The 21,212-nt window shown below is 64.7% G+C and carries 20 protein-coding genes and 1 tRNA gene; 2 read left to right on the plus strand and 19 right to left on the minus strand.

Annotation, left to right across the window (positions count from 1 at the left end):
- Nucleotides 1-16: 16 nt before the first annotated feature.
- The 17 genes from ACTT2I_RS12080 to ACTT2I_RS12160 form a co-directional block, all read right to left on the minus strand.
- Nucleotides 17-1,525, minus strand: a complete 1,509-nt coding sequence (locus tag ACTT2I_RS12080) for an NADH-quinone oxidoreductase subunit M (protein WP_019182687.1) — start codon at nucleotides 1,523-1,525, stop codon at nucleotides 17-19.
- Nucleotides 1,526-1,548: 23 nt separating this feature from the next.
- Nucleotides 1,549-3,741: an NADH-quinone oxidoreductase subunit L gene (gene nuoL, locus ACTT2I_RS12085; RefSeq protein WP_088432523.1), complete on the minus strand. Its 2,193-nt coding sequence runs from the start codon at nucleotides 3,739-3,741 to the stop codon at nucleotides 1,549-1,551.
- Between the two features lie 7 nt (nucleotides 3,742-3,748).
- A complete protein-coding gene (gene nuoK, locus ACTT2I_RS12090; RefSeq protein WP_019182685.1) occupies nucleotides 3,749-4,054 on the minus strand; it encodes an NADH-quinone oxidoreductase subunit NuoK in 306 nt (101 codons plus the stop codon).
- Entirely contained in the window at nucleotides 4,051-4,707 is a 657-nt protein-coding gene (locus ACTT2I_RS12095; protein ID WP_026069700.1) for an NADH-quinone oxidoreductase subunit J, read from the minus strand. The genes nuoK and ACTT2I_RS12095 overlap by 4 nt, the downstream gene beginning before the upstream one ends.
- A gap of 9 nt (nucleotides 4,708-4,716) precedes the next feature.
- Nucleotides 4,717-5,205, minus strand: coding sequence for an NADH-quinone oxidoreductase subunit NuoI (gene nuoI / locus ACTT2I_RS12100; RefSeq protein WP_017355930.1), 489 nt, complete (start codon nucleotides 5,203-5,205; stop codon nucleotides 4,717-4,719).
- 3 nt (nucleotides 5,206-5,208) lie between these two features.
- Nucleotides 5,209-6,315 (minus strand): NADH-quinone oxidoreductase subunit NuoH, encoded by a 1,107-nt coding sequence (gene nuoH, locus ACTT2I_RS12105; RefSeq protein ID WP_070425590.1) that lies wholly within the window; start codon nucleotides 6,313-6,315, stop codon nucleotides 5,209-5,211.
- A complete protein-coding gene (gene nuoG / locus ACTT2I_RS12110; RefSeq protein WP_421099273.1) occupies nucleotides 6,312-8,546 on the minus strand; it encodes an NADH-quinone oxidoreductase subunit NuoG in 2,235 nt (744 codons plus the stop codon). Before nuoG ends, nuoH begins: the two co-directional genes overlap by 4 nt.
- Complete coding sequence (gene nuoF / locus ACTT2I_RS12115) at nucleotides 8,543-9,883, minus strand: NADH-quinone oxidoreductase subunit NuoF (protein WP_293984578.1); 1,341 nt, start codon at nucleotides 9,881-9,883, stop codon at nucleotides 8,543-8,545. The genes nuoG and nuoF overlap by 4 nt, the downstream gene beginning before the upstream one ends.
- 3 nt (nucleotides 9,884-9,886) lie before the next feature.
- Nucleotides 9,887-10,414, minus strand: coding sequence for an NADH-quinone oxidoreductase subunit NuoE (gene nuoE / locus ACTT2I_RS12120; RefSeq protein WP_019182680.1), 528 nt, complete (start codon nucleotides 10,412-10,414; stop codon nucleotides 9,887-9,889).
- 94 nt (nucleotides 10,415-10,508) lie between these two features.
- Complete coding sequence (locus ACTT2I_RS12125) at nucleotides 10,509-11,816, minus strand: NADH-quinone oxidoreductase subunit D (RefSeq protein ID WP_046273237.1); 1,308 nt, start codon at nucleotides 11,814-11,816, stop codon at nucleotides 10,509-10,511.
- The gene (locus ACTT2I_RS12130) at nucleotides 11,813-12,565 is read right to left on the minus strand and encodes an NADH-quinone oxidoreductase subunit C (protein WP_293984574.1); all 753 of its coding nucleotides are present in this window, start codon (nucleotides 12,563-12,565) and stop codon (nucleotides 11,813-11,815) included. Before ACTT2I_RS12130 ends, ACTT2I_RS12125 begins: the two co-directional genes overlap by 4 nt.
- 32 nt (nucleotides 12,566-12,597) lie before the next feature.
- Nucleotides 12,598-13,152, minus strand: coding sequence for a NuoB/complex I 20 kDa subunit family protein (locus ACTT2I_RS12135; RefSeq protein ID WP_019182677.1), 555 nt, complete (start codon nucleotides 13,150-13,152; stop codon nucleotides 12,598-12,600).
- Complete coding sequence (locus tag ACTT2I_RS12140; protein WP_026069699.1) at nucleotides 13,143-13,499, minus strand: NADH-quinone oxidoreductase subunit A; 357 nt, start codon at nucleotides 13,497-13,499, stop codon at nucleotides 13,143-13,145. Before ACTT2I_RS12140 ends, ACTT2I_RS12135 begins: the two co-directional genes overlap by 10 nt.
- 112 nt (nucleotides 13,500-13,611) lie before the next feature.
- Nucleotides 13,612-13,696: transfer RNA gene (locus tag ACTT2I_RS12145), tRNA-Leu, on the minus strand.
- A gap of 49 nt (nucleotides 13,697-13,745) precedes the next feature.
- Nucleotides 13,746-14,186, minus strand: a complete 441-nt coding sequence (secG, locus tag ACTT2I_RS12150) for a preprotein translocase subunit SecG (RefSeq protein WP_026069698.1) — start codon at nucleotides 14,184-14,186, stop codon at nucleotides 13,746-13,748.
- Nucleotides 14,187-14,241: 55 nt separating this feature from the next.
- Nucleotides 14,242-14,997 carry a triose-phosphate isomerase gene (gene tpiA, locus ACTT2I_RS12155; protein ID WP_293984570.1) on the minus strand — a complete coding sequence of 252 codons (756 nt, stop codon included), beginning with the start codon at nucleotides 14,995-14,997 and terminating at the stop codon, nucleotides 14,242-14,244.
- 474 nt (nucleotides 14,998-15,471) lie between these two features.
- A complete protein-coding gene (locus ACTT2I_RS12160) occupies nucleotides 15,472-16,407 on the minus strand; it encodes an isopenicillin N synthase family dioxygenase (RefSeq protein ID WP_088433295.1) in 936 nt (311 codons plus the stop codon).
- A 397-nt stretch (nucleotides 16,408-16,804) separates the two neighbouring features.
- On the opposite strand from ACTT2I_RS12160, the gene ACTT2I_RS12165 reads away from it, so the two are divergent.
- Nucleotides 16,805-17,956, plus strand: coding sequence for a glycosyltransferase family 4 protein (locus ACTT2I_RS12165; protein WP_421099271.1), 1,152 nt, complete (start codon nucleotides 16,805-16,807; stop codon nucleotides 17,954-17,956).
- Entirely contained in the window at nucleotides 17,943-18,797 is an 855-nt protein-coding gene (locus tag ACTT2I_RS12170) for a polysaccharide deacetylase family protein (protein ID WP_421099270.1), read from the plus strand. The genes ACTT2I_RS12165 and ACTT2I_RS12170 overlap by 14 nt, the downstream gene beginning before the upstream one ends.
- Nucleotides 18,798-18,869: 72 nt before the next feature.
- Here ACTT2I_RS12170 and glmM read toward each other — a convergent pair whose 3' ends face one another.
- Nucleotides 18,870-20,222 carry a phosphoglucosamine mutase gene (gene glmM, locus ACTT2I_RS12175; RefSeq protein ID WP_421099269.1) on the minus strand — a complete coding sequence of 451 codons (1,353 nt, stop codon included), beginning with the start codon at nucleotides 20,220-20,222 and terminating at the stop codon, nucleotides 18,870-18,872.
- A complete protein-coding gene (gene accD / locus ACTT2I_RS12180) occupies nucleotides 20,222-21,106 on the minus strand; it encodes an acetyl-CoA carboxylase, carboxyltransferase subunit beta (protein ID WP_293984565.1) in 885 nt (294 codons plus the stop codon). The genes glmM and accD overlap by 1 nt, the downstream gene beginning before the upstream one ends.
- Between the last annotated feature and the right edge of the window lie 106 nt (nucleotides 21,107-21,212).

Below are 21,212 nucleotides of genomic sequence, written 5' to 3' on the forward strand. Positions count from 1 at the left end.
ACTCTCGACGGCCCGATTACAGCAGCTTGCTGGATGCGATCTGCATCGCCAGCTTCGCGATCGAGGGCTCCATCAGGTCGGTCAGCGGCTTGGGGTACAGGCCCAGGGCAAGAGTGCCCACGGCGAATACACCCAACACCAGCCACTCGCGACCGTTGATGTCCTTCAGTTCGGCGACATGGGCGTTGGCCACTTCACCGAAGAACACGCGCTTGTACAGCCACAGCGTATACGCCGCGGTGATCACCAGGGTGCTCGCCGCGCCGAGTGCCAGCCACGGATTGCGCTGGAAGCTGGCCATGATGATCATGAATTCACCCACGAACCCGCTGGTACCCGGCAGGCCGGCATTGGCCATGAAGAACAGCATGGCAAAGGTGGCGAACCAGGGCATCACGTTGACCACGCCGCCGTAATCGGCGATGCGGCGGCTGTGCATGCGGTCGTACAGCACGCCGACGCAGGAGAACATCGCGCCGGACACGAAGCCGTGCGAGACCATCTGCACCATCGCGCCCTGCAGGCCCAGACGGGCTGCGTCCGGGTTGCCGGCGTCACGCACCAGCCACATCGCGATGAAGGTACCGAGGGTCACAAAGCCCATGTGCGCGATCGACGAATAGGCGATCAGCTTCTTCATGTCGTCCTGCACCAGGGCGACCAGGCCGACGTAGATCACCGCCACCAGCGACAGTGCGATCACCAGCCAGGCCCACTCATGCGAGGCGTCCGGCACGATCGGCAGGTTGAAGCGCAGGAAGCCGTAGCCACCGATCTTCAGGGCGATGGCAGCCAGGATCACCGAACCGGCGGTCGGCGCTTCCACGTGGGCATCCGGCAGCCAGGTGTGGACCGGGAACATCGGCACCTTGACCGCGAAGGCGATCAGGAACGCGAAGAAGATCCAGGTCTGTTCCTTGCCCGACAGCTGCAGCTGGTACAGGTCGGCCAGCTGGAAGCTGCCGCCCTTCAGGTACAGGTAGATCAGGGCCACCAGCATCAGCACCGAGCCGAGGAAGGTGTACAGGAAGAACTTCAGCGCGGCGTAGATGCGGCGCGGGCCGCCCCAGACACCGATGATCAGGAACATCGGGATCAGCATCGCTTCGAAGAACACGTAGAACAGCATCGCGTCCGTCGCCGAGAAGATACCGACGGTGACACCTTCCAGGATCAGGAAGGCGGCCACGTACTGGTTCACGCGCTTGTCGATCGCGCTCCAGGCACCGATCAGGGCCAGCACCGAGACCAGCGTGGTCAGCAGGATCAGCGCGATCGCGATGCCGTCGACGCCGAGGTTGTAGCCGATGTCGTAGGCGGGGATCCAGGCGCGGGTCTCGACGAACTGCAGCGCGTCGATTCCCGTGTCATAGCCGCTGAGCAGCGACAGGCTGGCCACGAAGGTCAGCACCGCGACGCCCAGGGACGCCCACCGGGCGGTTTGGGCATCCCGGATGGCAAGGATCAATGCACCGCCGATGATCGGCAGCCAGATGAGAACACTAAGTAGGGGCCAGTTCGACACGTCTTCTTATTCCGTACAGGTCATCAACGCAGGTAATGCATCAGGACGCCCAGAAGGGCAATCAGGCCGATGATCATCGCGAAGGCGTAGTGATAGAGGAAACCGGATTGGGTGCGACGCAGCAGGTTGGCCGCCAGATCGATCAGGCGCGCCGAACCGTTGACCACCACACCATCGACCACATTCGTGTCGATCGCGCGCGAAACCTTGCCGAGCTTGATACCGCCGCCGGCGAAACCGCCGATCCAGAGCTTGTCGAAGCCGTACTTGTTCTCCAGCACCGACACGATCGGCGCGAAGGTCTTGCGGGCCTTGCCGGCCAGTTCCGGCTTCCACAGGTAGAACAGTGCCGCCAGCAGGAAGCCGACCACCGTCAGGATGAAGGCCGGGGCCATCATGCCGTGGATCGCGAAGGCCACCGGGCCATGGAACTCTTCGGCCAGCGCACCGATGGTGTTGCGCGCCGGGTCGTAGAAATCAACGATGCCGGTGAAGAACGAATGCACCTGACCCGGGATGGCGGCGTCGGCATGGTGGCCGGCCCAGTCGGTGCCATACAGCATCGGACCGATGCTGAAGAAACCGATGACCATCGAGGGAATCGCCAGCAGGATCAGCGGCAGCGTCACCACCCACGGGGTTTCGTGCGGCTCATGCGCGCCATGGCCGTGGCCATGATCGTCATGATGCGCGTCGCCATGGTGGGCGTCAGCTGCATGCGCGTCGGCGGCGTGATGATCGTCATGGCCATGACCGTGATCGTCATGCGCATCGCGGAAGCGTTCCTTGCCATGGAAGGTCAGGAACAGCAGGCGGAAGCTGTAGAAGCTGGTCACGACCACGCCACCCAGCACTGCCCAGTACCCGTAGGTCGCCACCCAGCTCGAGGACACATGCGCGTGGTGCTGCGCGGCCTCGATGATGGTGTCCTTGGAGTAGAACCCGGAGAAGAACGGGGTACCGACCAGGGCCAGCGTACCGATCCACATGGTGATGAACGTGATCGGCATGTACTTGCGCAGGCCGCCCATCTTGCGCATGTCCTGCTCGTGGTGCATGGCGATGATCACCGAGCCCGCGCCGAGGAACAGCAGCGCCTTGAAGAAGGCGTGGGTCATCAGGTGGAACACGGCGGCCGAATAGGCCGACACACCCAGGGCGACGGTCATGTAGCCCAGCTGGGACAGCGTGGAGTACGCGACAACGCGCTTGATGTCGTTCTGCACGATGCCGATCAGGCCGGTGAAGAACGCGGTGGTGGCACCGATGAACAGCACGAAGTTCAGCGCGGTCTGCGACAGCTCGAACAGCGGCGACATGCGGGTGACCATGAAGATGCCCGCGGTGACCATGGTCGCGGCGTGGATCAGGGCCGAGATCGGGGTCGGGCCTTCCATCGAGTCCGGCAGCCAGACGTGCAGCGGCACCTGGGCCGACTTGCCCATCGCACCGATGAACAGGCAGATGCAGATCACGGTGGCGACCGACCAGATCACCGGCTCGCTCATCACCGGGATGGAGGTGCCGAACAGGTTGATCGTGCCCGACCAGATCTGGATCAGCGCATCCGGGTGGCCCAGCACCTGGGCGTTGGCGAACACGGTGGCGTAATCCAGGGTGCCGAACACCCACAACACACCGGCGATGCCGAGGATGAAGCCGAAGTCACCGACACGATTGACCAGGAAGGCCTTCATGTTGGCGAAGATGGCGGTCGGGCGCTTGAACCAGAAGCCGATCAGCAGGTACGAGACCAGGCCCACCGCTTCCCAGCCGAAGAACAGCTGCAGGAAGTTGTTGCTCATCACCAGGGTGAGCATCGAGAAGGTGAACAGCGAGATATAGCTGAAGAACCGCTGGTAGCCCGGGTCATCCTGCATGTAGCCGATGGTGTACACGTGCACCAGGAAGGACACGAAGGTCACCACGACCATCATCATCGCGGTGAGCTTGTCGACCATGAAGCCGACGTGCGCCGAGTACTGGCCCACTTCGAAGAACGTATAGATGTTCTGGTTGAACGGCTGGGCGCCGCCCCACAGCAGCATGTACAGCACATAGCTGGACAGCACGCAGCTGACCGCCACGCCGAGGATGGTGACCGCCTGCGCGCCAGCGCGACCGACCTGACGACCGAACAGGCCGGCGATGATGCTGCCGAACAGCGGTGCGAGCACCACTGCGATCAACAGACTCTTGGAGAGAGTGATTTCCATCTACGGATCAGCCCTTCAGCGAATCGACTTCGCCGACATTGATGGTGCGGCGAGTACGGAACAGGGTTACCAGGATCGCGAGGCCGATGGCGGCCTCGGCCGCGGCCACGGTCAGGATGAAGAAGACGAACAGCTGTCCGGCCGTATCACCCATCTCACGCGAGAACCCGACGAAATTGATGTTGACCGACAGCAGCATCAACTCGATGGACATCAACAGCACGATGATGTTCTTGCGGTTGAGGAAGATGCCGGCAAGGCTGATGCAGAACAGCACCGCGCCGAGCGCCAGAATGTGGCCAAGCGTGATCATGGCTGCGCCTCCTCGTTGCTGGACGGCTTGATGTTGGTGTGCACGACCGGCTTCTCCGCATCCATCTTGACCACGCGCAGGCGGTCGCTGCCCTTGACCATGGTCTGCTCGGACGGGTTCTGGGTCTTCAGGCCGGTTCGGCGACGCAGGGTCAGCATCACGGCGGCAACCACGGCCACCGTCAGGATGACGGCGGCGAACTCGAACGGCAGCAGGTACTCGGTGAACAGACTGCGGGCCAGCCAGGTGATGTTGGAGGTGTCGGCGGCCAGCGCGGCAGCGTTGTCGGCCGGGAACGGATTGACCGCCCTGCCCTTCACGCCGATCAGCACCAGCATCTGCACGAGCATCGTCACCGCCACCACCAGGCCGAGCGGCAGGTAGCGCACCCAGCCCTCACGCAGGTTGGAGGGATCGATGTCCAGCATCATCACCACGAACAGGAACAGCACCATGACCGCGCCGACGTAGACCAGCACCAGGGCCACGCCCAGGAACTCGGCGCCGACCAGGATCCAGATGCAGGCCACGGAGAAGAAGGTCAGGATCAGGCACAACACGGCATAGACCGGATTGCGCACGCTGATCACCGCCGCGGCGGAAATGCCCGCCACGATGGAGAAGACCCAGAAACTGATATTTACCCAATCCATCATTCGACCTCAGCGGAAAGCGGCATCGGCGGCGCGACGCTCGGCGATCTCGGCTTCAAGCCGATCACCGATGGCCAGCAGCTGCGGCTTGGTAACGATGTTCTCGCCACGGTTCTCGAAGTGGTACTCGAGAATGTGGGTCTCGACGATCGAGTCCACCGGGCAGCTTTCTTCACAGAAGCCGCAGAAGATGCACTTGAACAGATCGATGTCGTAACGGGTGGTACGGCGGGTGCCGTCCTCGCGCTTGGCCGAATCGATGGTGATTGCCAGCGCCGGGCACACCGCTTCGCACAATTTGCATGCGATGCAGCGTTCCTCACCGTTGGGGTAGCGGCGAAGTGCATGCAGACCGCGGAAACGCGGCGACTGCGGGAACTTCTCCATCGGGTACATCAGCGTGTACTTGGGCTTGAAGGCGTACTTCAGGGTCAGCCACAGACCACCGAGCAGCTCCAGGAGCAGCAGGCTTTTGAAGTAATGGGTAATTCGGTTCATCGCTTAGACGCCCTTCTGGATCACGCCGTAAAACACCATCAACGCCGTCACTGCAATCCAGAAGATGGTGAGCGGGATGAAGACCTTCCAGCCCAGACGCATGATCTGGTCGTAACGGAAGCGCGGGAAGCTGGCACGGAACCAGATGTAGGAGCTGGCGAAGAAGAAGACCTTCAGCAGCAGCCACGGCCAGCCGCCCACCCAGATCCACTCAACCCACGGCGCAATGGCCTGGTTGCTGAGCTGGATGTCGAACCAACCTTGGAACGGGCTCAGCCAACCACCGAGGAAGAAGATCGAGATCAGGAAGCTGATCAGGATCATGTTGGCGTATTCGGCCAGGAAGAACAGCGCGAACGCACCACCGGAGTATTCGACCATGTGGCCGGCCACGATTTCCGACTCACCTTCCACGACGTCGAACGGCGCGCGGTTGGTTTCGGCAACCCCGGACACCCAGTACACGATGAACAGCGGGAACAGCGGCAGCAGGAACCAGTCGAACAGACCGGAGTTGCCCGCCTGCGCCATCACGATGTTGCTCAGGTTGAGGCTGCCCGAAGCGATCATCACGCCGACCAGGGCAAAGCCCATCGCGATTTCGTAGCTGATCATCTGCGCCGAGGCGCGCATGGCGCCCAGGAACGCGTACTTCGAGTTGGAGGCCCAACCGGCCAGGATGATGCCGTACACACCCAGCGAGGTCATCGCCAGCAGGTACAGCAGGCCGGCGTTGGCGTTGGAGAGCACGATCCGCGCGTCGAAGGGAATCACCGACCAGGCCGCGAAGGCCGGGCCCAGCGTGATCAGCGGCGCCAGGATGAACATCGCCTTGTGCGAGCTGCTCGGCTGGATGATTTCCTTGAACAGCAGTTTGAAGACGTCGGCGAAGGCCTGGAAGATGCCCATGCCGACATACATCGGGCCATGACGCACGTGCATCCAGCCGATCAGCTTGCGTTCCCAGACCACGTAGAAGGCCACCGAGATGATCACCGGCATGGCGATCACCAGGATCTTCAGGATGATCCAGAGCAGCGCGCCGATGTCGCCCAGTGACAGCAGCCACTGGTGCAGCGGGTCGACCGCGTTCAACAGCAATTCGTTCATGCAGCCACCACCGTTACACGTGCGGCACCCAGCGGCGCGGTTGCACCGTGGCCCGATTCAATCCAGACCGACCCAGCGGCAACGCGGGCGTCGACCACCACCGGCAAGGTGGCACGGCCGGCATCGGTGCCGACCTTGGCCATCTGGCCTTCCACCAACTGCAGGCGGGCAGCGTCGTCGGCGTTGAGCACGATGCGCGGGGCGTTGTTGAGCGGATGCGACTGCAGCGCCTGGGCGCGACGGACCACCGCATCGGTGCGGTAGATCGCAGCGGTCGAGGTCACTTCCAGGCCCTCGCCCGCCACCGGCGTGGCCGCCGACGACGACACGCTGACGCTGACCGGGGCCAGGCTGGCGCGCAGGCCGGCCAGATCGGTGAACTCGAAACCGGCCAGCGACAGTTCGCCGCCCAGTGCACGCAGCACGCGCCAGCCTTCACGCGCCTCGCCCGGGAGCTTGCCGCCGGCACGGGCCGACTGCTCGCGACCATCGAGGTTGGTCAGGGTGGCATCCACTTCCGGCAGCGCGCCGATCGGCAGGATCACGTCGGCGACGTCGCGGGTCGAAGCACAGGCGAACTGGCTGAAGGCCACCACCTGGGCACCGGCCAGTGCCTTGCGGGCAGCAGCGGCGTCGGCGAAGTCCAGGCCCGGCTCGATGCCGTACAGGGCATAAGCCTTGCGCGGCTGCGCCAGCATGGCGTTGACGTCCTTGCCGGCGGGCAGCACGCCGGCGCGGGTCAGACCCACGGCATTGGCGCCCTGCGGAATGCGGCACAGCTTGGCACCGGTCGCGGCGACGAAATCACGCGCGGCAGCGCGGATCGCGGCAGCCTGCGGGTGGTTTTCGGCGATGCCACCGACGATCAGCACGGCGTTGTTCGCGCCCTTGACCGCATCGCGCAGCTCGGCGTTGCCCAGTGCCTCGATGAAGGCCGACGGGGCGACGATCTGCTTGCTGGCCAGCTTGAACGCGAAATCGAAGTCCACCGGATTGACGGCATGGATCTTCGCGTTGCGCGTGGTCTGCGCCTTGCGCAGGCGGGCATGCAGCAGCGGCAGCTCGTGGCGGATGTTGCTGCCGAGCACGACGATGCTGTCCGCGCCTTCGATCTCCGCCAGCGGCAGGCCGAAGACTTCGGCGGTGGCGGCGTCGGAGAAGTCGCGGTTGTTGATTCGGTGGTCGATGTTGGTGGTGCCCAGGCCGGTGGCGAGACGGGCCAGCAACGCGCCCTCCTCGTTGGAGGCCGACGGGTGCACCAGCACGCCGAGGTCGTCACCCTGGTGGGCGGCGAAGATCTCCTTGGCGGCGGCCAGGCCTTCAGCCCAGCTCACTTCCTTCCACTCGCCATTGACCTTGCGCAGCGGCTTGACCGCACGGTCATCGCTGTACAGGCCCTGGTGCGAATAGCGGTCGCGATCGGACAGCCAGCATTCGTTGACCGCTTCGTTGTCGCGCGGCACCGCGCGCAGCACTTCGCCGCGACGCACGTGCAGGAACAGGTTCGAGCCCATCGCATCGTGGTAACCCAGCGACTCGCGTGCGGTCAGTTCCCACGGACGGGCGCGGAACTGGAACACCTTGTTGGTCAGCGCGCCGACCGGGCAGACGTCGACGACGTTGCCGGACAGCTCGGTGGTCAGCGGCTTGCCGTCGTAGGTGCCGATCTGCAGGTTCTCACCGCGGTACATGCCACCCAGCTCGTAGGTACCGGCAACGTCGGCGGTGAAGCGGACGCAGCGGGTGCACTGGATGCAGCGGGTCATTTCGGTGGCGACCAGCGGACCGATGTCCTCGTCGGGCACCACGCGCTTGCGCTCGTTGAAGCGGCTGACCGAACGGCCATAGCCCAGCGAAACGTCCTGCAGCTCGCACTCGCCGCCCTGATCGCAGATCGGGCAGTCCAGCGGGTGGTTGATCAGCAGGAATTCCATCACCGAGCGCTGGAACTTCAGCGCCTTTTCACTGCGGGTGGCGACCTTCATGCCATCCATGACCGGCGTGGCGCAGGCCGGTGCCGGCTTGGGCGACTTTTCCACGTCGACCAGGCACATGCGGCAGTTGGCGGCGATCGGCAGCTTCTCGTGGTAGCAGAAGCGCGGGATCGGAATGCCGGCCTTGTCGGCGGCCTGGATGATCATCGAGCCCTTGGGCACGACCAGGGACTGGCCGTCGATTTCGACGGTCACATGATCCGGTGGCACACTCGGGTTTACGGGTTGCGCGCTCATGCGGCGGCTGCCTCCACCTTCTTGCCGTCAACCATCGAATGACCGTTGACGATGTAGTACTCGAATTCGTCCCAGAACTGGCGCAGGAAGCCCTGGATGGGCCATGCCGCCGCTTCACCGAACGCACAGATGGTGTGGCCTTCAATCTGGCCGGCCACCGTCTTCAACTGATGCAGGTCTTCCATCGTGGCCTTGCCGGCGACGATGCGCTCCAGCACGCGGTGCATCCAGCCGGTGCCTTCACGGCACGGGGTGCACTGCCCACAGGATTCCTTGTGGAAGAACTGGCTGATGCGGCAGGCGAACTTGACGCAGCAGACGCTGTCATCGAGCACCACGATGGCGCCCGACCCCAGACCGGTGCCCAGGGCACGCAGGGTGTCGTAGTCCATCTGCAGGCCCTTGAGCTCCTCAGCCTTCAGCACCGGCATCGAGACGCCGCCCGGGACCGCGCCCTTGAGCGTGCGGCCCGGCTTCAGACCACCGGCCATTTCCAGCAGGTCGTCGAAGGTGGTGCCCAGCGGCACTTCGAAGTTGCCGCCCTTCTGCACGCAGCCGGAGACCGAGAAGATCTTCGGGCCGCCGTTCTTGGTCAGGCTCAGGCCCTGGAACCACTCCGGACCGTTGCGGATGATCGCCGGCACCGAGGCATAGGTCTCGGTGTTGTTGATCGTCGACGGCTTGCCGTACAGGCCGAAGTTGGCCGGGAACGGCGGCTTGTAGCGCGGCTGGCCCTTCTTGCCTTCCAGCGATTCCATCAGCGCGGTTTCTTCGCCGCAGATGTACGCGCCGGCGCCCAGGGCACCGTAGATGTCGATGTCCACGCCACTGCCGAGGATATCCTTGCCCAGCCAGCCGTTCGCATACGCATCGGCCAGGGCCTGCTCGAAGTTCTCGAACGGCTCGTGGTGGAACTCACCACGCAGGTAGTTGTAGCCCACGGTCGAGCCGGTGGCGTAGCAGGCGATCGCCATGCCTTCCACGACCGAATGCGGGTTGTAACGCAGGATGTCGCGGTCCTTGCAGGTCCCCGGCTCGGATTCATCCGAATTGCACAGGATGTACTTCTGCATCGAGCCCTTGGGCATGAAGGACCACTTCAGGCCGGTCGGGAAGCCCGCGCCGCCACGGCCGCGCAGGTTGGACTGCTTGACCATCTCGATGACCTGCTCCGGCGAGATCTTCTCTTCGAGGATCTTGCGCAGGGCGGCGTACCCGCCGGTCTTGAGGTAGTTTTCATACGACCACGGGGTGTCGTAATGCAGCGTGGTGTAGACCACCTGGTGCGGCAACGGTGCGGGACCGACCGGACCACTGGGTGCGTGATGATGTGCCATGTCTTACTCCAACCCGTCCAGCAGCTCGTCGACTTTCTCGACGGTCAGGCGCTCGTGGTAATGGCCGTTGATGACCATCATCGGCGCACCGGCGCAACCGGCCAGGCATTCTTCTTCGCGCTTGAGGTAGATGCGGCCATCGGCGGTGGACTGACCGGTCTTGCAGCCAAGCTTCTTCTCGGCATGCGCGACCAGGTCTTCGGCGCCGTTCAACCAGCAGCTGATGTTGGTGCAGAAAGCGACGTTGTGGCGGCCGACCTTCTCCAGTTCGAACATCGAGTAGAAGCTGGCGACCTCGTAGGCCCACACCGGCGGCAGATCCAGGTACTTGGCGACGCCGGCGATCAGCTCGTCGGTCAGCCAGCCAGCATTCTGTTCCTGTGCGGCGTGCAGGCCCTGCAGGACGGCCGAGCGCTTGCGATCCGGCGGGAACTTGGCCAGCCAGTGATCGATGTGCGCACGGGTCTTGTCACTCAAGACCACCATCGGGTCGACGTCGCGCGCCGCCTCGAAATTACCTGTCGCCTTCATCGGCCGACCTCAGCGAATACGAAATCGTTAAAAACCAGAACCTGCAGCGCCGGCAGCAGCCGGCGGGTGTCAGGCATCGTGCAAGCGGATGCGATCACCGGTCCACCTCACCGAACACCAGATCGTAGGTGCCGATCATGGCCACTACGTCGGCGAGCATGTGCCCGCGCACGACCGAGTCGATCGAGGACAGATGGGCGAAGCCCGGCGCGCGCAGATGCACGCGGAACGGCTTGTTGGCACCATCGGACATCAGGTAGCAGCCGAACTCGCCCTTGGGCGCTTCGACGGCGGCGTAGGTTTCGCCGGCCGGGACGCAGTAGCCTTCACTGAACAGCTTGAAGTGATGGATCAGCGCTTCCATGTCGTCCTTCATGTCTTCGCGGCTGGGCGGCGCGACCTTGAAGTTCTTGACCATGACCGGACCCGGGTTGGCCTTCAGCCAGGTGACGCACTGCTTGATGATGCGGTTGGATTCGCGCATCTCGGCCACGCGGCACAGGTAACGGTCGTAGCAGTCACCTTCCTTGCCGAGCGGGATGTCGAACTCGACCGCATCGTACTTGGCATACGGCTGCTTCTTGCGCAGATCCCAGGCAATGCCCGAACCGCGCAGCATCACGCCGGTCATGCCCCAGGCATGGGCCAGTTCCGGGGTGACCACGCCGATGCCGACCGTACGCTGCTTCCAGATACGGTTGTCGGTCAGCAGGGTTTCGTATTCGTCGACGCGCTTGGGGAACTCGACAGTGAAGTTCTCCAGGAAGTCCAGCAGCGAACCTTCGCGCGAGGCGTTGAGGTTCTTCAGGGCCTTGCCCTTGTGCCAGCGCGATTCCTTGTACTTGGGCATGTGGTCCGGCAGGTCGCGGTAGACGCCGCCCGGACGGTAGTACGCCGCGTGCATGCGCGCGCCGGAGACCGCTTCGTAGCAGTCCATCAGCTCTTCGCGTTCGCGGAAGGCGTACAGCATGACCGCCATCGCGCCCAGATCGAGCGCGTTGGAACCCAGCCACATCAGGTGATTCAGGATGCGGGTGATTTCGTCGAACATGGTGCGGATGTACTGCGCACGCTCCGGCGCCTCGATCCCCATCAGGGTCTCGATCGCGCGCACGTAGGCGTGCTCGTTGCACATCATCGACACGTAATCCAGGCGATCCATGTAGCCGATCGACTGGTTGAACGGCTTTGACTCGGCCAGCTTTTCGGTACCACGGTGCAGCAGGCCCACGTGGGGGTCGGCACGCATGATGGTTTCGCCGTCCATTTCCAGGATCAGGCGCAGCACACCGTGCGCGGCCGGATGCTGCGGACCGAAGTTCATCGTGTAGTTGCGGATTTCCTGGCGAAGTTCGGCCGGGTTGCTCGCAAAGGCCTGGCTGGCCTGGGTGAATTCACTCACTTGCTTGCCTCCGACTGCGCGGTTTCACCGGCAGCGGTCTGGAAACGGGCGTCGTCACGGATCACGCGCGGCACGCCGACACGCGGTTCGACCGAGGTCACCGGTTCATAGATGACGCGCTGTTTTTCTTCGTCGTAGCGCACTTCGACGTTGCCGATCAGCGGGAAATCCTTGCGGAACGGATGGCCGACGAAGCCATAGTCGGTCAGGATCCGGCGCAGGTCCGGGTGGCCTTCGAAGATCACGCCGAACAGATCGAACGCTTCGCGTTCGAACCAGTTCAGGCCCGGCCAGATATTGGTCAGCGAGGCGACCACCGGCAGCTCCTCGTTCGGCGCAAAGCAGCGGATGCGCATCGTGAGGTTGTGCTGATAGGAACGCAGCTGGGCGACCACGGCGAAACGCTGCAGCGGGATCGGCTGCGGCTGGGCGCCATCGCTGGTTTCGCGGGTGGGGAATTCACCCCAGGCGAAACGACCGACGGACTTGCCCTCGACGCCACGGCTGAAACCCTGGGACGACACGTCGGCCGTATCCCATTCGTCGCTGCCGTAGCCGAGATAATCCAGGCCGCACAGGTCAACGGCCTGCTCGAAACCGAATTCGTCGCGCAGCGCCAGAGCGGTGGCATGCCAGTCAGCGGCGGGCACTTCCAGCGTCACTTCGCCGCGGGGTTCGACCACGAAGACCTGCGCACCTGCGAAACGTGCGGAAAGTCGGTCGATGAAGGAATGTGCTTGCTCTGCCATGGGGGCTTGGCGTGCTCTTGTCAGGAGGGATGTCAGCGGGCGATGGTCTGCGTACGCCAGATCTTCTTCTGCAACTGCAGGATCCCGTACACCAGCGCTTCGGCGGTAGGTGGGCAGCCGGGGACATAGATGTCCACCGGCACCACGCGGTCACAGCCACGCACTACTGCATAGGAGTAGTGGTAGTAGCCGCCACCGTTGGCGCAGCTGCCCATCGAAATGACCCACTTCGGGTCCGGCATCTGGTCATAGACCTTGCGCAGGGCCGGAGCCATCTTGTTGACCAGGGTGCCGGCCACGATCATCACGTCGGACTGACGCGGTGACGGGCGGAACACCACACCGTAACGGTCAAGATCCAGGCGCGCCGCACCGGCGTGCATCATTTCCACTGCGCAGCAGGCCAGACCAAAGGTCATCGGCCACATCGAACCGGTACGCGCCCAATTCAACAGCGCATCCACGCTGGTGGTCACGTAGCCCTTTTCGAGCAGGGGGTTATCGCCTTCGGGGCGCAGGATGTCATCGACCCGCCCTTCCGGGACCGGGTTGTTCATCAGGCCGTCGAGCGTCTGAATTACTCCCATTCCAGCGCTCCCTTCTTCCAGACGTAAATGAAACCGAGGAAAAGCATGCCTACGAAGAGGCCCATCGTGACCAGCGAACGTGCGCCCAGCTCCATGAAGACCTGGGTCCACGGCACGATGAAGATGATTTCCAGATCAAATACGATGAACTGAATCGCGATCAGGTAGTAGCGCACATCGAACTTCATGCGCGCGTCCTCGAAAGCCTCGAAGCCGCATTCGTACGGCGAGAGCTTTTTAAGATCAGGACGTCGGGGACCGAGGAATCGGCCAACCAGCATCAGCGCAACGCCGATACCGGTGGCAACGATCAGAAACAGCAGAGACGGCAAATATTCGGCCAGCACAGCGATTCTCTCTTGCCTCTGCCGCTGCGCCTGCAGGCGCTTTGGCATGGGGGAGTGGACGGATACCGCTACCTGGCGCTTTGCGCGCCAGACGAACCCGCTTACAAACAAATGGTGCCCAAGAGGGGACTCGAACCCCTACGACTCTCGTCGCTACCACCTCAAGGTAGTGCGTCTACCAATTCCGCCACCTGGGCTTACGATCGCACCGGTTGTTCTCCAGTGCGCCGCATATTGTAACCGTCTTCAGCGAGTCTGGGTGCCTTCCGAAGGCTTTTCTTCACCAGATTTCGGAGTTTCTGCCTGAGCCGGCACAGTGGCCGACGGAACAGGCTGCTGCGCCGGGGTTTCCGGGGCCTTCGGCACGGCCGGAAGCTCGCCTGCCGGTGCGGCCGGCGCAGTGGCGGCCGGGGCCGACATCAGGCCGAGGTCCTGCTGCGCTGCCGGGCGCGAGCCATGGCTGGCGTACCAGGCCATGAAGAGGCTGATGCCGAAGAACACCACGGCCAGCCACTTGGTCGACTTGGACAGGAAGTTGGACGCGCCACGCGCGCCGAACACGGTGCCCGAGGCGCCGGCACCGAAACCCGACCCTGCGGCCGCGCCGGAACCACGCTGCATCAGGATGAGCGCGATCATGGCCACTGCGACCAGCACGTAGACCACATTGAGGATCAACATCAGCATTTCGAATCCGTCCTCGGACATGTCGTGCCGGCGGTTGGGCCGACAACGTAACTAATTAGCGCCCCGCCGCCGCGGCAGCGATGGCAAGGAAGTCCGCGGCCACCAGGGAGGCGCCGCCCACCAGCCCACCATCGACATCGGGCTGTGCGAACAGTTCCGCGGCGTTGTCGGGCTTCACGCTGCCGCCATAGAGGATCGACAGTGAATCCGCAATTCTAGCATCCAGCTTGGCCACTTCGCCACGGATGAACGCGTGGACCTGCTGGGCCTGCTCCTTGGAGGCGGTCCGGCCGGTACCGATGGCCCAGACCGGCTCATAGGCGACCACGGCCTGGGCAAAGCCGGCGGCACCCACCAGTTCCAGCACCGGGGCCAGCTGCGAGGCGATGACCGCCTCGGTCTGGTTGGCTTCACGCTGCTCGAGGGTTTCGCCGACGCACAGGATCGGGGTCAGCCCGGCATGCAGGGCGGCGGCGAACTTGCGCGCGACCAGTTCGCTGCTTTCGGCGTGGTACTGGCGGCGTTCGGAGTGACCGACCAGGCCGTAGCGGGCGCCGACTTCGGCCAGCATGGTGGCCGAGACCTCACCGGTGTAGGCGCCCTTTTCATTGCTGCTGACGTCCTGGGAGCCGAAAGCGACGGCGCGGCCTTCGAAGGCTTCGACCAGTTCGCCCAGGTACGGCAGTGGCGGCAGGACGACGACTTCGACGCCCGGCAGCGGGAGGTCGGCAACCAGGTCACTGACCAGGTCGGTGGCGAATTGGCGGCTGCCGTGCAGCTTCCAGTTACCGGCGACGATCTTGCGGCGCATGGCGGGGGCTCCTTTGGGTATCAGCCGGCCATGATAACGGATGCAACGAAATGGCGCGGGCGGGAAAACGCTTACATTTCAATTGGATATTTATTTTTCACTGCGGGCGGACGTGAAAAGCAACGGCGACGGCAGCGGTAGAGGTGCCCACCCTCTGACAGTGTGTCGGCTTGCGTGGGACAGCTATGTGCCGGGGCGGCATTGCGGCGGGGCGGCATTGAGTCCGCCCTGCCCTCCGGCGAGTAAAATCTGTCGGGGGCGCCATGCCCAGCCGGGACCGTCGGGCGCCATGGATGGCGCACGTCGAGCCCCCATGGACGGGTATACGGCGCGTCCCGGCTGGGCATGGCGGCGCTTGCCCAACACGGGCAGCAAATAGCCGACTGCAGCCGGGCCAACATTGTCTGGAGCCGGCCAGCCAGTGGCCGGCACTACGCAGAATGAAGAAGGCCGCCTTTCGGCGGCCTTCGTGGCTTACTTCAGCTTGATCTCGCGCAGGCGCTCTTCCAGGAAGCCATGGGCGGTGATCGGCTCCGGGTAGCGGCTCGGGTTTTCCGGGGTGATGCAGGTCGGCAGCACGTCGATCAGGAAATCCGGGTTCGGGTGCAGGAAGAACGGCACCGAGTAGCGTGGCTGGCGCGCCTGTTCGCCCGGGGGATTGACCACGCGGTGGATGGTGGACGGGTACACGTGGTTGGTCAGGCGCTGCAGCATGTCGCCGATGTTGACCACGATGGTGTCCGCGTCCGAGGTGAACGGCACCCACTTGCCCTCGTGCGACTGCACTTCCAGGCCGGCGGCGCTGGCGCCGACCAGCAGGGTGATGAAGTTGATGTCGCCATGGGCACCGGCGCGCACGTTCGGGATGTTTTCGGCGGTGATCGGCGGGTAATGGATCGGGCGCAGGATCGAATTGCCGTTGTTGGTCTTGTCCGCGAAGAAGTCTTCGGGCAGGCCGATGTGCAGGGCCAGCGCCGACAGCACCCGCGAGCCCAGCGCGTCCAGGGCCTGGTAGATCCCGTAGCCGCGCTCGCGGAAGCCCGGGACCTCGCTCGGCCACAGGTTGGGGGCCATCACGTCACGGTACGGGGAGTCGTCCGGGATTTCCCGGCCGATGTGCCAGAACTCTTTCAGATCGAAGTGCTGCGAGCCCTTGGCGGTCTCCACGCCGAAGGCCGTGTAGCCGCGCGCGCCACCGCTGCCCGGCACGTGGTACTGGCGCTTGGTCTCTTCGGGCAGCGCGAAGAAGGCCTTGAAGACCTCGTAGGCGGCGTCGATATCGGCCTGCGGAATGCCGTGGTTGCGGATGCCAGCAAAGCCCCATTCGCGGTAGGCCGCACCCAGTTCGGCCACGAACGCGTCGCGGTCGGTGTCAAAACGGGTGATGTCGAGGGTGGGGATCTGGCTCACAGCGATTCCTGCTTGTTCATGGTGGTCGGTGGGCCAGCTGTGGCCCGGCTGAACATTGTGCCAGATCGGGCCAACCCCGCCACCGATACATTGATACAAACCGATACAATGCGCGCGCCCAGACGGCCAGAACGGGCCAACGGCGACGCTCACGCGCCGCCCCCTTTACTCCTTGCGTCGCCCGGTCCGCCTGATGGTTGCCCTGCCCTCCCCCTCATCGCCGATGGCGTTGCGCTGGCTCACGCCGGCAGGGCCGACCCCATGGCCGGTGTGCCCGCACGACCTCCTACCCACGGCACCGCACAGCGCATGGGATGCGTTGGCGCGATCCCGCAGGCAATGACGATGGCCGCCCGCGTCTGCCGCGGGCGCTTTTCCACACATGGACTGTCCACCGATGAACGCTCCACTGAAAATTCTCCATACCGAGGCTGCCAAAGGATTTGGCGGGCAGGAGATCTACATCTACCGCCACATGCTGGCCATGCGCGACCGCGGCCATGACGTCTCGCTGCTGTGCCAGCCCGGTGCCCGCCTGGGCGAGATGGCGCGCGAAGCCGGCTTTACCGTGCACGCGCTCAAGATGGGCGGCCTGCTGCGGATGCTGCGCGGGATCTGGTCGGTCTCACGCCTGGTGCGCCGCCAAGGCTACGACGTGGTCAACACGACCAGCCGCCGCGACAGCCTGATCGCCGCCGCCGGCGCCCGGCTGGGCGGCACCCCGCTGGTGGTGCGCTCGCGCCACCTGATGAGCCCGATCAACTCGCTGCTGACCTACACCGGCCTGCCCCATCGGGTGATGACCGTGAGCAGCTTCGTCAAGAAGCTGATGGTCAGCCGCGGCATCGCCGATGCGCACGTCGGTATCGTCCCGCCGATCGCGGTGCCGCCGCAGTGGTCGCAGATCGCCAAGCGCGATCCGTGGCAGTGCCTGCAGGATACCCGCGCCGAAGTGCGCGCCGAGCTCGGCTTCAGCGACGAGCAGATCGTGGTGGGGTGTGTGGCGGTGCTGCGCGAGCCCAAGGGCCACCTGGAACTGCTGCAGGCCATGGCACCGCTGTGCCGCGCCGATCCGCGCGTGCAACTGGTGATCGTCGGTGACGGCCAGCCAGTGATGGACCGCCTGACCGCCCTGCGCGAGCAGCTCGGTATCTCCGCGCAGGTCCATCTGCTCGGCTACCGCCAGGGTGCTTGCCGGCTGATGACCGGCTTCGATATCTTCGCGCTCGCTACGCACAAGGAAGCGGCCGGCACGGTCTTCCTCGAGGCGGCCTACGTTGGCGTGCCGATCGTGGCCACGCGCGTGGGCGGCGTGCCGGAAATGGTGGTGGAAGGCAGCAATGCCCTGCTCGCGCCACTGGGCGACCAGGCTGCGCTGACCCACGCACTGCGCACCTTGATCGAGCAGCCCGACCGCCGCCAGCAGATGGGCCTGGCGGGCTGGGAATGGATGCGCAGTGCCCACCGTTTCACCCCGACCGGTCACACTGAAGCGACCGAACACTATTACCACCAGTGGTTGAAGGAACTGGGCCATGGCCAACGCTAGATCCGTCCCGGTGCTGATGCACCACCATGTCTCCCCATCCCCGGGGATGATCACGGTCTCGCCGGAGAATTTCGAAAGCCAGATCGCCTGGCTGGCGGCCAACGGCTGGACCTCGCTGACGCTGGACCAGTACGCCGATTTCCTCGCCGGCAAGCCGACGCCCGCCAAGTCGATCGTGATCACCTTCGATGACGGCTACCTGGACAACTGGGTGTACGCGCACCCGATCCTGGCCAAGTACGGCATGCATGCGGTGGTGTTCGTGGTGACCGGCTGGATGGGCGAAGGCGATGTCCGCCCGCATGCGGGCCAGGCCGGTGCCACCCTGCCCGCGACACCGGACCATCGTGGTTGCGAGGCGGCGATCCTGCGCGAGAACCGCCCGGACGAGGTGATGATGCGCTGGAGCGAAGCACGCGAGATGATCGCCGCCGGTACCTTCGAGGTGCACTGCCACACCCATACCCATACCCGCTGGCTCAAGCAGGGCATCTCCCGCGAGCACAAGCGCCAGGGCATCAGCGGCGACCTCTCGGTGGCCCGCGAAGTACTGCAGCAGCAGCTGGGCGAGGTCTCGGACACCCTGTGCTGGCCCTATGGCGACTTCGACGAAGACTACGTGCAGATCGCGCGGGCGCAGGGCTTCAAGTACCTGCATACCACCCACCCGTTCGGCCGCAATGTGGTGGGCGGCGATCCGGAGCACATCTACCGGTTCGCGATCCGCGACCGGCCGGCGAGCTGGCTGCGCAAGCGCATCGCCTACAGCTACCACCCGCTGATCGCGCCGCTGTTCAACCGCTTCAAGGCGAAGAAAAAGAAAATGGTGCCGGGGCCGTAACGCGCCGGCCTGCTGCAACGAAAACGCCCCGGTTTCCCGGGGCGTTTTCAGTTTCCGGCATCACTGCCCGGCTCAGGCCGCGGCGGCCGCCTTCACCGCCGCCGAGAGGCTGTCCAGCGTGGACTGCATCAGCTCGGTGCTGTCCGCCTCGACGGTGACACGCACCACCGGCTCGGTGCCGGAGGGCCGCAGGAACGCGCGGCCGCGCCCTTTCACCGCCTGCTGCGCAGCTGCCAGCGCGGCCTGCACGCTCTCGGCCTGCACGGTCGCCTTGGCAGCGCCCTGCAGACGCACGTTGACGGTCTTCTGCGGCACCTTGTTGAGCACCGACAGCACCTGGCGCAGCGAGGTGCCGTCACGGCGCAGCACTTCCAGCACCTGCAGCGCACTGACGATCGCATCACCGGTGGTGGCGCGATCCAGGCACAGCAGGTGACCGGAGGCTTCGCCGCCAAGCACGCCGTTGTTTTCGACCAGTGCCTGATGCACGTAGCGGTCACCGACGTTGCTGCGCTGGAACGGGATATTCAAGCGTTCCAGGGCCTGCTCCAGGCCGAAGTTGGTCATCAGCGTGCCGACCACCGGGCCATGCAGGCGACCGCTGCGCTGCCAGGCCTGGGCCAGCACGAACAGCAGGTCATCGCCATCGACCGGGTTGCCCTGGTCATCGGCCATCAACACGCGGTCGCCATCGCCATCGAAGGCGATGCCGAAATCGGCGCCGACCTCGCGCACTTTCGCGGCCAGGTTGTCGATGTGCATCGAGCCGACGCCATCGTTGATGTTCAGGCCGTTGGGCGCATCGCCGATGCTGACCACCTCGGCGCCCATCTCGCGGAACAGCAGCGGGGCAACGTGGTAGGTGGCACCGTGCGCGCAGTCGAGCACGATCTTCAGCCCACGCAGGTCGAAACCGCGCGGCACGCTGGCCTTGCAGAACTCGATGTAGCGACCGACCGCATCGCGCGCACGCATGGCCTTGCCCAGCCGCTCGGATTCGACCGTGGTGAACGGCGCATCGAGCGCGGCTTCCAGCGCCAGCTCGGTGGCGTCATCGAGCTTCTCGCCATCGGCGGAGAAGAACTTGATGCCGTTGTCGTAGTGCGGGTTGTGCGAGGCGCTGATAACGATGCCTGCATCCGCACCGAGGGTGCGGGTGAGGAAGGCCACGGCGGGCGTCGGCATCGGGCCGAGCAGCTGCACGTCCGCACCGGCGGCGACCAGCCCGGCCTCCAGCGCGGCTTCGAACATGTAGCCGGAGATGCGCGTGTCCTTGCCGATCACCACCACCGGGCGATGCCCGTTGCGTTCGGTCAGCGCGCGCCCGAGCGCATTGCCCAGGCGCAGCACGAAATCGGCGGAGATGACGCCCTCACCGACCTTGCCGCGGATGCCGTCGGTGCCGAAATACTTGCGCGACGCCATCAGGCCGCCGCGTCCGGTGCGGGCGCCGGCTGGCGTGCCAGCATGGCCAGGATCTCAGACAGGCGATCGCGCATCTCGCGACGGTCGCAGATCTGATCGATCGCGCCGTGCTCGAGCAGGAACTCCGAGCGCTGGAACCCTTCCGGCAGCTTCTCGCGCACGGTCTGCTCGATCACGCGCGGGCCGGCGAAGCCGATCAGTGCCTGCGGCTCGGCGATGTTGATGTCGCCCAGCATTGCGAACGACGCCGACACGCCACCGGTGGTCGGGTGGGTCAACACCGAGATGTACGGCAGGCCGGCGTCGCGCAGGCGCCCCAGCGCGGCCGAGGTCTTGGCCATCTGCATCAGCGAGAACAGGCCTTCCTGCATGCGCGCGCCGCCGCTGGCGGAGAAGCACACGTAGGGCGCGCCGATCTCCAGCGCCTTTTCCGCGGCCAGCGAGAAACGCTCACCGACCACCGAGCCCATCGAGCCGCCCATGAAGGCGAAATCGAAGGCCGAGGCGACCAGCGGGCGGCCCTTCATCATTCCCTGCATGGCGATCAGTGCGTCGTACTCGCCGGTGTTCTTCTGCGAAGCCTTGATGCGCTCGCTGTACTTCTTCTGGTCCTTGAACTTGAGCAGGTCCGTCGGCCCCAGGCGCGCACCGATCTCGGTGGTGCTGTCCGCATCGAACAGCGCGGCCAGGCGCGCACGCGCGCGAATGGCCATGTGGTGACCACACTTGGGGCAGACTTCCAGGTTCTCTTCCAGCTCAGGACGGTAGAGCGCGCTGCCGCAGCTGCTGCACTTCTCCCACAGGCCCTCGGGGACGCTGCGCTTCTTGCTGGGGACGTTGTCGGTGCGGATGCCAGACGGCATCAACTTGCTGAGCCAACTCATGCGGGATGCTACTTCCGTTCAGGGCGGCCCGGGGGCCGCAAAGGCGGACAGTCTAGCTCACCGTTTCCATGCTCGGGCACCCCCCGGCGGTTGCCGGGGGGCTGAC

The organism is Stenotrophomonas sp. PUT21 (genome assembly GCF_052232875.1).
GTDB lineage: Bacteria > Pseudomonadota > Gammaproteobacteria > Xanthomonadales > Xanthomonadaceae > Stenotrophomonas > Stenotrophomonas maltophilia_N.